This window comes from Paenibacillus soyae, assembly GCF_024623455.1.
In the GTDB taxonomy this organism is placed as follows: Bacteria; Bacillota; Bacilli; order Paenibacillales; family Paenibacillaceae; genus Pristimantibacillus; species Pristimantibacillus soyae.
This window is the reverse complement of record NZ_JANIPJ010000039.1, coordinates 17,066-30,711: the sequence shown is the minus strand read 5'-3', so window position 1 is coordinate 30,711 and position 13,646 is coordinate 17,066. Positions and strand designations below refer to the sequence as shown.

Below are 13,646 nucleotides of genomic sequence, written 5' to 3'. Positions count from 1 at the left end.
GGTTTTCTGGTATGATTGTCATCGAGTAGAGTCCCTTCTTGGTGGCGTGGTAACCCCGAGGATACTCTACTTTTTTGTGTCTTGGAAAGACTCCAAATGTTGGTACACAACTTATTGTACGTCATCAAGTTAGCTAAAAATAAGGGTACTATGTCCGTTAATTTTGTTCTGCTCCTTATGCGCCGGTGGAGAGGAAAGGTTGCGGAATGGCGTAAGGAGGAAGAGTAACGCGCAGATTACAAATTTTGGGCAGTTAGGGGGACGAAGATGAATTCGCAAAATTGGGAGAGGATACGAAGCAAAGGTAAGCTTCGATATGTGCTGAAATATGGCATGTTATACTTTGGACTGCCGTTAGGCATCATGGCCTCCTTGGTTCAACGACTTATACGAAACAGCTTTTCGTTCGACTCCTTTTTGACGATGGAGCTGATCGGCGATCTTATTGGACGAGGGTTGTTCTACATGGTATTTGCCGGAGGCATTTACGGGACCTTCTCGTGGAATTCGTATGAGAAGAAGTTTCGGGAGCGTGCTTATAGCGCGAGGGAGTATGAATGATCGAAAAAACTAGGATTGGAACCAAGTAACTAACAGCGGACTTTTGAGCGCTCTAAGCATGATTTTCACTTTTGCAGCGCTGCTTGGGCTATTATCCTACCCGTTATAGCTGGGTAGTCAGTAGAAAACAAGCTGCCGGAACCGCAGATGGAACTGCGGGCCGGCAGCTTGTTTGGCTTCGTGCTTTGTTATGCGCTTAGACCTGATCCAGGCCAAGCCCCTCTAGGATGCGGATGACGATGGTTGCGGCTTGCGCGCGTGTCAGATCCGCTTTCGGATCGAAGATCGAGCCGGATTTGCCGATCATGATCTCCGCTTCGACGACGAGAGCGACGGCTGACTTGGCATAAGCCGAGATGTCGCCGGCATCGGCGAATGCTTCGAGCGCAGCCTCATCCGCTTCGGCCTCCACGCCTAGGTAAGCGAGGACATTGGACAGAATGATTGTCATGTCTTGGCGGCTGATTGAAGCGTTCGGATCAAACGTTGCCGCCGATTTGCCTTGGATAATGCCAGCTTCTTTGGCCGCGGCAATATCTCCAGCATATTCGGAATCCACAGCCACGTCCTCGAATGGAGACTCGCCGGTTATTGGCAGCAGGCCGAGGCCTTTGACGATCATCGATGTGAACTCGGCGCGCGTGATGCTGTTGTCGACACCGAACGTATCGGCCGTCTCTCCCGCCAGCAGGAGCTTGGCGGCTGTGCGGACTACGGCGTCCTCGGACCAGTGTCCGGCGGCATCGTCGTATGCGATGTCGGATTGGACGATCGTGTAGACGCTGTTGCCGTCGCGCAGGAGCTCCGCCGTGACGACGCCGTCCTTGTTCGCCGTGAACAGCGTCGGCACCGGACGGAATTCGCCCGTCTCCGGCACATAGACGACGCCTGTCGCCTTGGATGAATCGAGATCCTCGGCTTCAACCGTGAAGCTGCGGCTGAGCAGGTATCCGCCGAAGTCCTTGATTTCCTCTAGCTCGCCATTTGCCGCGCGCTTCGAGATTTTGAAGTCGAGCGCGTCTGCGAGAAGCGTCAGGCCATCGGCCTCCGCAAGTTCTTCTAATTCTTCAAGCTCTTCCTCGGATGGAGGAGCGATGGAGATTTGAATTTCGGCTCCCAAGTGGATCGCGTGCACCGGAATAGAGTACGTCACGCCGTTCCAGATGACGGAGAGCATCGGCATGTCTCCCTTGGCTCCAAGCGCGTCGACGACTTCCTTCGGAATCACGACGTCGATGAGCTCGGCGTCATCCCCGACCGTCACTTTGAATTCCGCGATGTCCTTGGCTGCTTCGATCGTCTTCAGCGCCGCGTCCTTCGCTACGAATACGGTCCACTTGCCCTCCTGCGTTTTGGTCACGTTCGTATCGAGCTCGTCGGGGGCTTTGGCTGGCGTCCCGCTTGGTGGCGGTGCTTGGACAACCGGCCATGCAGGCGTCGTTGTTCTCAGAATCGCGCTGGAAGGCGAGACATCCGCAATGTTGGCATTCTCTTTCTTTACGGCCAGAACATAGAAGGTATACGGTGTCGATGCGGTTAGCTGATTGACGGTGTATTGCGTCTCCGTCGTATAACCGACGTATCCGTTATCCTGATAAACCTCATAGCCAGTCGCGCCGGCGACTGCGTCCCACTTCAGCGCCGCTGCCGTTTGCTGAACGGACGCAAGTGTCGCGTTTTGCGGCGCAGGAAGCGCGGTCTCGTTATAATCGCCATCGATTGGAAGGGCGGACACCAATTCCGTTGTCAGCGACTTGTTGCGATCGCCGCTAATATCCCAGCTCATCACGCCGGCAACGTCAAGCGATTGTACGAGAGATGACGTATATTTCATCGTGACCGGGTCGTTATAGGTAATGAAGGTTCCTGTCTCGCTGTCGTACACGTAGGCTACTTTCGATGCATCATTCCAGTAGCGGGTATGTCCTTCTTGACCGAGATAGTTCTCTTCTACATCCGTATAGTCATAAATGGCTCTTTCCCATGTGCCCGCAGGATAGGCTGTGCAAGTTTTATATTCGCCATTCTCCGGGCATCCCGTCCATCCCTTGCCGTAAAAAGGAACACCGATCATGAGTTTATGCGGAGGAACGCCGCCGTTCAGATGGCCGAGCGCTCCGCCTCTTACGTTGTTGCGCGGCGCGGAGGAACGCTCCAGCTTCTTGTCGTAATACAGCGGCGAGTTGTGGTTGGCAAGAAGCTCCCAGCTGCCGCTGTAGTCGTAGCTCATGATGTTGACGAAATCCAAGTATTGCACGGAATTCGCGAAGTCCGCATTAACGACGAAGTTGTCGCCCTGGCCGGATGCAATGGTCAGGAGATAATATTTGCCGTCTTCCGATCCGGCGGCGTCGAGCGCCTCGCGGACGGTTTGCATGAGCAGCGTGAAATTTTGTTTATCATCCGGTCTGTGAACGTTGTGCGTCTCGCCGCCTTCCACCGGGTATTCCCAGTCGATATCGAGACCGTCAAGGCCGTATTCGCGCAGGTACTCGACCGCGGAGTAAGCGAAAGCTCTTCGCGTCAGCTCGGTCGCCGCCATGTTCGAGAAGTTTTTGGACCAGGACCAGCCGCCGACGGAAACCATCATGTTCAAATGAGGGTTAGCGGTTTTAATTTCTGCAAACTTGGCGAAGTTGGCCGGATCCGCTACTGGATCACCGATGACCATGACGCCGTCATGTACGTAATCCTGCTGCAGCGGGAGAGCGTCGTTTTCGCAAGCTTTGCCTGTTGTCGTGAAGCCGTCCCAGCATAGATCGGCGAATGCGTAGTTGATATGCGTAATTTGGGATGCGTCGATATCTTCCGGCTGGAAATCGCGGGCATAGATCGACCATGCCGTGTAGTAAGTGACATGGTTATACTGGGCCCCCGGCACGACGTTCAGAGAGGCGCTTGCTTCCGATTCCCACAGTGCGTTTTTGGCTACGACATGGTACGTGTAAGATTCGCCCTCGGTCAAGCCAGTCGCCAGATAGCGATTCTCGGTTGCGGTGGCGACTTGCGTGCCGTCTTGGTAAACGGCGTATTCGGTTGCACCCGGAACGGCTGCCCACCCCAATGCCGCTCTTGTACGGGTCGAGCTGACGACCTGAAGGTCAACCGGTGCGGGGAGCTCGCCCCATACGAGCTTGACCGCGTTGCTCGGCTTCGATACGGCCGGCGGCTTCTGCGCCGCAACGTAGAATGTCATCTCTTCCCCGGCAGTCGGCGGCGTTTGGAGCTCGTATGTAAACTCCGTTGCGTCCACATTCCAGGTTCCGGCTTTCCATCCGCTGTTCAGGTAAATATCATAGCCGGTCGCGTTGCCGCTGCGGGACCAGCTGAGCTTGATAGCCTCTTCCGAAATATCCGTTACTTTCAAGGCTTGAGGCGCAGTCAGAGGGGGCTCGGGCTTGGCATCCGGAGGGGCTTCGTCCGTAGTGACCTTGACCGTGCTGACATTCGCTCCTGCAACGTTGGCTCCTACCGAAATCGTATATTCCTTGTTCGGCTCCAAGCCGCCGATCGTCATCTCGCCGTCGCCGGAGTTCCAGCCCCCGGGCACAATCCAATAGCCGACGTCATAGGGATGGACGCCAGGAATATTGTCCCAATCGATGACGACCGAGTTGTGCGTCTTGGAGATGACTCTCAGGTTTGTCGGAGCCGGCGGCTTGTCGTCCGCAGCCGAAACGGATGGGGCGAAGGCCGCGCTGAAGCCTGTACATGCAAGTGCAAAGCATAACCATAATAAGGCCAATCTAGGATGCTTTCGTCGCGTCAGTAACATGACATCACTCCTGATTCGTTTTATGGAGGTATAACTTGGGTCCAGCTACCCCTATCATGAGTCCAATGGCGAACAAGCGGAAGGGGGAGATTTTCATGCTAAAAGGGATAAAAATTTACAGTTATGTAAATTTGTCAATAAAAGTTGCCGTAAAAAATAGAATGGTGTCCCTAGGCCGGGAACGAGGGAGAATCGTGTCGAGAACGCGCGTTATGTTTTTCCCGTCACGCGTGCTAACATAAGAGAACCAAGACCACGATGGCAAAGGAGAATCCCATTATGTCCACACCGTTAAAACCTCAGCTCGATCAAGCGTATATGCTTCGCCAGATGAACGAGCTTCTGAACATACCTAGTCCAAGCGGCTATTGCATGGCGATCATGAAGCATCTCGGCAGCGAGGTGGAGAGGCTTGGTTTCACAATGGAGCAGACACCGAAAGGGATGGGAATCATTACGATCCCGGGCCAGCGGAAGGATAAAGTGATCGGCATTTCCGCGCACGTCGATACGCTGGGCGCCATGGTGCGTTCGATTAAATCGTCCGGGATGATCCGGTTCACGGCGATCGGCGGCTATGCCATGGAGACGGTAGAGGGTGAGTACTGCCTCATTCATACGCGCGAGGGACGCCAGTATGAAGGCACGGTGCTGACGACCAAGCCGTCGGTGCACGTCTATCCCGATGCGAGAAGCATGAAGCGGGACGAAGCGAATATGGAGATTCGGATTGACGAATCGGTGAAGTCCAAGGAGGATACGGAGAAGCTGGGTATAGGCGTCGGCGACTTCATCTCGTGGGATCCTCGCGTCCGCATCTTGCCGAACGGTTGGATCAAATCCCGTCATTTGGACGATAAAGCAAGCGTGGCGGCACTGCTCGGCATGCTGGAATGGCTGAAGCGTGAAGGGAAGACGCCGCTTCATACGCTGAAGCTGGTTATCTCTACTTACGAAGAGGTTGGTCATGGAGCGGCGTATATTCCGGCGGATATTACGGAGTTCATTGCGGTAGATATGGGCGCGCTGGGCGATGACCTGTCCGGCTCCGAGCGCCATGTGTCGATCTGCGCCAAGGATTCGTCCGGGCCTTACGACTACGGCATGACGACTAAGCTGATCGAGCTCGCGAAGCGAGAGGAGCTGCCGTATGCGGTAGATATCTACCCGCAATACGGCTCCGACGCGACGGCGGCGCTTCGCGGCGGCAGCAATATTCGCGCGGCGCTTGTGGGTCCCGGCGTTCATGCCTCGCACGGCATGGAGCGTACGCACGCGGACGCGATCGTCGGAACGGCGGCGCTGCTGCTTGCTTATGTGATGGAAGAGTAGAACAGTAGAAAACGCCGTCCGCGGTTCATGCAGATGCTGCATGAGCCGCGGACGGCGTCTTTTTTTGCGGAAATTATTGCTCCTTGCGTTGTGCCAAATACTCCTCAAGCAAATCGAATGTATCCGAGAAGCCTTGCTTCAAGCTTTCGCGGAGCGTCTCGAAGACGCGCATTTCGGCTTTTTTGGCGTCTTCCGGCAACCCGTTCAGGGTGATCTTCGTCCGGCCGCCCTCCTGCTCCTCGAACGTAACGGTGTTCATGATCTCGAGCGGCCAGTCTTTGCTGAAGAAGGCTCGGACGGTGCGCCCGGTTTCATCGGCGAACGAGTTCGCGTAGACCAGCTTGTCCGGCGATTCAATTTCCTTGTAGACGAACTTGCCCCATATGATATTCCCTTCGGGCGATTGCTGCTTGTAATGGATGAACCCGCCGGGCTTCAGCTCCTGGCTGATGATCGTCATCTCGTAGCCTCGCGGTCCCCACCAGTTTTTCATATGCTCGCCCTGCGTGAAAATATCGAATAGCTCTTCCTTGGGCGCGTCGAATACGCGCGAGATATGCAGGCTGCGCTTGCCGGACGGCGTGGGGCCGGCTGAGGCGGCGTTTTTTTTCTTCTTCAGAAACATGTCGTCCTCCTGAATCATTGTGCTCTAGCTTATCTGTCCTCATCATATCATACAATCCTCGGCGCTAGGGAGAAGGCGGGAAGGTATGGTATAGTGGAGCTAATTGAAGACATGGAAACGGAGAGAGCGGCATGGCAGGGAAAGACAAGCAGGGTAAGCAAAACGGAGCAGCTGGCTTGGTGCGCAAGGATGGTTCGCCCAGAGGAGAGCAAGGGAAGCGAAACGGAGCACCGGGATCCAGCCGAAAGGCAGGCGCGCCAACAGGGGAACGTCTATCGGGCGGCTATCGCGAACGCGCGGCGGATGGCGGACAGAGAAGGGGAGGCGGCGCCAACCGTTCCTCGGCTGCGATAGGCGCGGCTTCCGCGGAGGACGTGAAGAAGGACGACCGGATCGTCGTGACGATCAAGCGGATCGGCATTAATGGCGAAGGCGTCGGTTATTTCAAACGGAAAGCCGTATTCGTCGAAGGAGCGCTGCCGGGCGAGGTCATCAAGGCTAAGGTGACGCGGGCGGAAGCGGGTTATTTGAACGCGTCGATCGTGGAGATCGAGAAAAAATCTCCGGACCGGCAGAAGCCGCCATGTCCCGTCTACGAGGATTGCGGGGGCTGCCAGCTGCAGCATATGACGTACGAAGCGCAGCTTCGGGCGAAGGAAGAGCTGGTGAAGGAAGCGTTCCAGCGTTACGCGGGAATCGAGAGCCTGCCGATGCGTCCGATTCTCGGCATGGACAACCCGTGGGGGTACCGGAACAAAGCGCAGCTGCAAACGGGACGGCATGGCGAGGACATCGTGACCGGCTTGTACGCGGCAGGCTCGCATAAGCTTGTCGATATCGCCGGCTGCGAGGTGCAGCATCCCGTTGTGAATGAAGTGATCGACGGCGCCAAAGCCGTGCTGAAGGAATTGAACATTCCAATCTACAACGAGCGTACACGAGAAGGGGCGGTTCGCACGATTGTAGCGCGCGTAGGTTTGGCCGGAGGCGGCGTCCAGCTGACGCTCATTACGGCGGTGGACCGTCTACCTGATGCGCGTCGACTGGTGCAGCGCCTGCGGGAGAAGCTGCCGATGGTGAAGACGATCGCGCAGAACGTGAACAAGGGCAAGTCGCCGCTCATCTTCGGCGAGCGCACGACGGTGCTGTGGGGAGACGAACGGCTCGAGGAAACGCTGGGCGACGTCCGGTTCTCGCTGTCGCCCAGAGCGTTCTTCCAGCTGAATCCGGAGCAGACGGTGAAGCTGTATGACGCGGCCAAGGAAGCGGCCGGGTTGACCGGCGAAGAGCTCGTCGTCGACGCGTATTGCGGCACGGGCACGATCGGCATGTGGCTCGCGGCCGGGGCCCGCGAGGTGCGCGGCATCGAGCTGATCCCGGAAGCGGTTCGCGATGCTCGCGACAATGCCCGGGCAAGCGCCATCGACAACGCGCGCTTCTACGAGGGCCGCGCCGAGGAGCTGCTGCCGCAGTGGGTCGACCAGGGCGTGCGTCCCGACGTCGTCGTTGTCGATCCGCCGCGCACGGGCTGCGAAATGCCGCTGCTGCAGGCCATCGCGAAGGCTCGTCCGCAGCGCCTCGTCTATGTTTCGTGCAATCCTTCGACGCTGGCGAAGGACTGCAAGGTGCTGCTCGGCAGCGGCTACCGGCTGGAGTGGGCGCAGCCGGTGGACATGTTCCCGCAGACGGCTCATGTGGAATGCGTGGTAAGGTTATATCGGGATTGAAGAAAATAGAATAGGATGAGATGAACCTTCCTGATTGAGGGGGTTCTTTTTTTCTTTGTAAAATAGAAGGAGACCCTTCCTGCTGGATAATGTCCAGACGGAAGGGTCCGCTTTTTTTGTTTACGCTTTTACTTAGCCAGATATTCGACGAATCTTACAAAGATAGCGGCTACTTCGGCACGGGTAGCGGTACCTTTAGGGTCAAAGATATGGTTACCCTTGCCCGTTACAATGTCGATGCCTTGCAGCGCCTTAACGGCCTCCAATGCCCATGAACTGATCTCGCTTTCATCCGCGAAGGACTGAGCTTGGCTTTGAGGAATCTCATAGCCTTTGTAGTTCATGTAGTTGTACAGCATCACTAGCATCTGTTCGCGTGTCATCGATGCATGAGGATCAAACAGATCTGCGCTTACACCTTTGACTATGCCGTTGTCAGCCGCCCACTCGACTGCCGCCGTGTACCACTGTCCGTCCGTCACGTCGCTAAAGCGGGAACTCGTGTAGTCGGAGAGGTTTACGTTCTCAAGATTGGCCAGTACCTGTACGAGCATCGAGCGTGTCATTGAGGTCCCCGGCGAGAACGTCGTGGACGCCGTGCCGTTGAAAAGACCGAATGTGTAGGCGGAGTTTACGTAGCTGTAGAACCAGTTGTTCATGTTGACATCATGGAAGGAGTTGCCGGAGGTTACGATGAAGCCCAGAGGGGCGTCGTCATTGAACTCAAGCTCTGTACCCTCATGGATGTTCAGCGCTATGCCGTTGTCGCCTGGCAGCGTAACTTCGGCGCTCTTGTCTGCCGGAATGGTCACCTTACCGTTCGAGTCAATCGTTGTGCCTTCAGGCACCTCAAGCTTCGACCCGCCCTTCGTCGTAATCAAGCCACCGCCAGGCAGGGTAGTCTTGCCGTTAATGTCTGTGACCGCGGGCTTATCCTGCGGTGTGTTCAAGGTGTAGGAAGGCTTCGACGATCCAACGTCTGTCGCGTTGCCCGGATTGCCTGGATTGCCGGGATTGCCAGGATTGCCCGGATTACTAGGTACGTCTTGTTTTTTCTGAGCAAACATCCAATCAAAGACGTCCGTGTAGTCATTGTCCCAAGCCGGCAAATTAGGGGACTGTTTAATCGGAGCTATGCTCCAGGTCTCTTCCGTAAACGGATTTTCCATCGTAATCTCGTTGTAAAGAACCGCCGCTTCTACTTCGTGTGCGATAAAGCGAGGCAGTGGAGGCGTGCTTTCCGGATTGGGTCTCTGATTTGGCTGATCATATTGATTGTATGGCCAAGTAAGAGCCTCATTGCTCTCAAAACGAGAAGCCCTCGCATTGGTCAATTTCGAAATATCGTTGACAATGTTATCGACGTTATTGGCTCCAGAGTCATAGGTATTGACAAATAGCCAGTAGGCCAGATCTTTGTGAGCTGCGTTAGCGCTTACCGACGGCCAGCCAGATGAAATTCCCATAGGTGCAGCTGCCGCGAAGAATCCAGGGTAGGTGTTGATTAAGTTGCTCGTAACCCCGCCACCCATTGAAAAGCCCGCCACATAAATACGCTTAGGATCTACTAACCCGCTGGCAACCATGTCGTCGATAATCGCCTTAATACTGCTTACTTGCGGAGCAGAACCGCCGCTATAGGAAATATTCAGAATATGGCTGGCATACTTATCGGGATTTTCCTCCATTTTCTTCATCAGAGCAACCGAACCGTTAGCGGATTTCATAGACGCTTTTTGATCGATATGTGCCTGGGTGCCGCCGCGTGAAAAGCCGTGAGTATAGACATACAGCGGCATTTTCTTCAACTCTTTGCCTTCTTCATCCTTGTGAAGGTAGCGTGCGTAATTGACCGAATCGCTCGTATGTGTTGTAAATTTGTCCAAGATCGGATTCACAATGTTTGCCTGTTTGAAGACGGCGTAGCTAAGCGGAGCGCCTTCAGCCAGCACGATATCGCCGTTTTGAATAATGTTGTAATTTTGCTTGGTCGAGTTACTGCTGTACAACGTTGTATTGCCCCCGACTTCTGAATAGAACTCAAGCTCAACGACGATGTAACGGCCGCTTGCCAGTCCGTCCTGATAATCCGGTGACTTGCTTACCTTCCCAAGATAGCCGCGCACTTTCGGTTCGTCATTGGCGTATATTCTTGAGATCTTGCGCGTTCCTTCAAAAACCACGGAGTCATCGACCAGGGTCGTGTTTCTAGCTGACACGGTAAACAAGTCCGTATGAAGTTTGGAGCCTAATGCTTCCTGCCCCTCGCCTAAGTCAATGATGACAGCCGTTGTGTACTCGCCGCTAGCAAAGTTGTCATTCCATACGATAAAAGGAAGCTGTTCAGCAGCTGGATCATCTTTAAACGTCACGTGAATGTTAAGATCAGCGCTAATATTTGTTAAAGTAAAAGTATTATCGCCCGCTATCGTCACAGCCTCGCCATCTACCGTTACCTTATCTACGATTTTGCCGTGATCAGGGATAATCGTAAATGTTTTGTCTGAGCCGGGAACGACTCTCAGAACATTGCCGGGTGCGTTCGGCGTAATTTGGCCGCCCGTATCCGCCAATGTGGTGATTGAGAATCTCGTGTCCACTTCAGCGGCTAGAGTGAGCTCCAAGCTGTCTGCGAATGCAGCATGGCCACCGAAACCCGTGTCCGGATTTCCAAAAGCGGAGACGACTTCATAGCGATCACCGCCGTTTTCCGTCGAGTTATTGATATAAACCTCGAAGGTAAACTTGCCTGGCTCCAAGGCCAAGCTTCCTTTGGGGATTCTCATTTCCACGATGTATCCGGTGTCCGTAATCTCGGTCCACGCGGCTCTGTCCGTATGGGACAGCCCTGAGAAGATGCCCGTCGCACTGACACGCCATTGGTTTGAACCGCTGGATCCCGGGCCGACATAAAACTCTAAGCTGTCGTACGTATGATCCCCGCCAAGTCCCTGATAGAGATTGCTATCCTCAACAGCTACGCGAGCATACACGTAGTCGTTGTCCCAAAGAAGCTTTACTGTTCCCGTGGCATGCGGTCTTGGGTCATCTGGTACCGTGCTTTTGTTGATGGGATACGCTATTGCCTTGGACCACAGCGGGTCGTCGGATCCGAGCTCAGGAGTTCCGAACTTTGCGGTTGGAGAATCAGGCAGCACGCCTCGTTTACTCTGCGAGAACATCCAATCAAAGACGTCCGCGTAGTCATTGTCCCAAGCCGGCAAGTTAGGGGACTGTGCGATCGGGGCTATGCTCCAAGTCTCCTCCGTAAACGGATTCTCCATCGTAATCTCGTTGTAAAGAACCGCCGCTTCTACTTCGTGCGCGATATAGTCTTGCATGACAGGTGTATTGTCCGGATTTGGTCTCTGGCTTGGCTGATCAAATTGATTATATGGCCATGTAAGAGCCTCATTACTCTCAAAACGAGAAGCTCTTCCGCCCCTCATTTCTGGCATATTATTGGTAATGAAGTTATCGAGGTTCGTTTGGTATCCTCCGACGTTATGAGCATTTACAAATATCCAATAGGCCAGATCTCTGTGAGCCTCGTTTGCGCTCGCTTCCGGTGAGCCGAATACCGGGGCCATAGGTGCACCTGCCGCGAAGAAGCCAGGGTATGTGTTAATCAAGGTGTTAGTATACGCGCCGCCCCATGAAAAACCCGCCACATAAATACGGTCAGGATCTACTAACCCGCTGGCAACCATGTCGTCGATAACCTTCTTAACATCGCCTGTTTGTGGAGTAGAGGTTCCATTATAGGAAATATTCAGAATATGGCTAGCATAATGATCAGGATCTTCCTCCATTTTCTTCATCAGAGCAACGGAACCGTTAGCGGATTTCATAGACGCTTTTTGGTCGAACTGTGCCTGTGTGCCGCCGCGTGACATGCCGTGAGTATAGACATAGAGAGGCATTCCTTGCAACGCTTCACCTTGTTCATCCTTGTGAAGGTAGAGCGCGTAATTGACCGAATCGCTTGTAAGTGGTGTAAACTTGTCAAGGATCGGATTCACAACGTTTTCCTGTTTAAAGACGGCATGGCTAAGCGCAGCGCCTTCAGTTAGCACGATGTCGTCGTTTTGAACAATGTTGTAATGTTGACTTGTCGAGTTGCTGCTGCCATCCAGCGTTGTACGACCGCCGGTTTCTGTATAAAACTCGAGTTCGACTATGATGTAACGGCCGCTTGCCAGTCCGTCCTGATAATCCGGTGAATGGCTTACCTTTCCAAGATAGCCGCGCACTTTCGGTTCGTCATTGGCGTAAACTCTTGAGATCTCGCGGGTTCCTTCAAAGACCACGGAGTTACCGGCCAGGGTCGTGTTTCTAGCTGACACGGTAAACAAGTCCGGATGAAGTTCGGAGCCTAATGCTTCCTGCCCCTCGCCTAAGTCAATGATGACAGCCGTTGTGTACTCGCCGCTAGCAAAGTTGTCATTCCATACGATAAAAGGAAGCTGATCAGCAGCTGGATCATCTTTAAATGTTACGCGAACTTCATGATCAGCGCTAATATTTGTTAAAGCAAACGTATTATCGTTGTTGGACATTGCCACAGCCTCGCCATCTACCGTTATCGTATCTACCATTTTGCCGTAATCAGGGGTAACCGTAAATGTAACGTCTTCGCCGCTTTCCACTCTCAGAACATTGCCGGGGGCTTTCGGCGTTATTGTGCCGCCCGTATCCGCCAATGTGGTGATTGAGAATCTAGTATCCGCTTCATCGGCTAGAGTGAGCTCTAAGCTGTCTGTAAATGCTGCATGGCCCCCATAACCCGTGTCCGGACTTCCGAAAGCGGAAACGACCTCATAGCGATCCCCACCCTTATCCGTCGAGTTATTGATATAAACCTCGAAGGTAAACTTGCCGGGCTCCAAGGTCAAGTTACCTTTTGGGATTCTCATTTCGACGATGTATCCTGTGTCCGTAATTTGGGTCCACGCAGCTCTGTCCGTATGGGACTGTCCTGAAAAAATGCCCGTCGAACTGACACGCCATTGGTTTGAACCGTTGGATCCCGGTCCGACATAAAACTCTAAGCTGTCGTATGTATGATTTGCGCCAGCTCCCTGATAGAGATTGCTATCCTCTACAGCTACGCGAGCATACACGTAGTCATAGTCCCAAAGAATCTTTACGTTACCTGTAGCGTGCGGCCTTGGATCTTCTGGTACAGTGCTTTTGTCGATTGGATACTCCATAGTCTTGGACCACAGCAGGTCGTTGGATCCGAGCTCAGGAGTTCCGAACATGGCGGTCGGTGTTTCATTCGCTTCTGCATTCGCGATGTTGTCGGTGTCGGCGGCAAAGCTGACGGGCATTAGCGACGTCAACATGACCACGCAACAGAGGAACGAGAGCATTTTCCTAAATCGTTTAGACATAATTAAATCCTCCTTTTTTTCGATCCGGTGCGCCACGGCTTACCCGCATCGTATTTGGACACTTGACACGCAAACGATTTATGTTTGCGCTTTCATTATAGAGAGCGGCGTCTTTTGTAACAATGTGCATGTTGATACTTAATTATCCTTTTTCTACTTATTTAAGGTACTCTTGCCCCATTCCTCTACTCTGCGATAGTTGCTAAAAAGAATTCGCGCCTCCACAGTGG

Annotated in this window: 6 protein-coding genes; 3 read left to right on the top strand and 3 right to left on the bottom strand. The window is 53.8% G+C overall.

Annotated features, from left to right (window positions below):
* The first annotated feature begins 267 nt into the window (after positions 1–267).
* On the top strand, positions 268–561 hold the full coding sequence (locus NQZ67_RS29335; protein WP_257452978.1) for a hypothetical protein: 294 nt from the start codon (positions 268–270) through the stop codon (positions 559–561).
* A 196-nt stretch (positions 562–757) separates the two neighbouring features.
* Here the strand turns inward: NQZ67_RS29335 and NQZ67_RS29330 are convergent, their stop codons facing one another.
* Positions 758–4,336 (bottom strand): glycosyl hydrolase family 18 protein, encoded by a 3,579-nt coding sequence (locus NQZ67_RS29330; RefSeq protein ID WP_257452976.1) that lies wholly within the window; start codon positions 4,334–4,336, stop codon positions 758–760.
* Between the two features lie 279 nt (positions 4,337–4,615).
* Between NQZ67_RS29330 and NQZ67_RS29325 the strand changes: the two genes are divergently transcribed.
* Positions 4,616–5,668 (top strand): M42 family metallopeptidase, encoded by a 1,053-nt coding sequence (locus NQZ67_RS29325; RefSeq protein ID WP_257452974.1) that lies wholly within the window; start codon positions 4,616–4,618, stop codon positions 5,666–5,668.
* A 73-nt stretch (positions 5,669–5,741) separates the two neighbouring features.
* Here the strand turns inward: NQZ67_RS29325 and NQZ67_RS29320 are convergent, their stop codons facing one another.
* On the bottom strand, positions 5,742–6,293 hold the full coding sequence (locus tag NQZ67_RS29320) for an SRPBCC family protein (RefSeq protein WP_257452972.1): 552 nt from the start codon (positions 6,291–6,293) through the stop codon (positions 5,742–5,744).
* 131 nt (positions 6,294–6,424) lie between these two features.
* Between NQZ67_RS29320 and rlmD the strand changes: the two genes are divergently transcribed.
* Entirely contained in the window at positions 6,425–8,020 is a 1,596-nt protein-coding gene (gene rlmD, locus NQZ67_RS29315) for a 23S rRNA (uracil(1939)-C(5))-methyltransferase RlmD (protein ID WP_257452969.1), read from the top strand.
* 128 nt (positions 8,021–8,148) lie between these two features.
* Here rlmD and NQZ67_RS29310 read toward each other — a convergent pair whose 3' ends face one another.
* A complete protein-coding gene (locus NQZ67_RS29310) occupies positions 8,149–13,416 on the bottom strand; it encodes a sugar-binding protein (RefSeq protein WP_257452967.1) in 5,268 nt (1,755 codons plus the stop codon).
* Between the last annotated feature and the right edge of the window lie 230 nt (positions 13,417–13,646).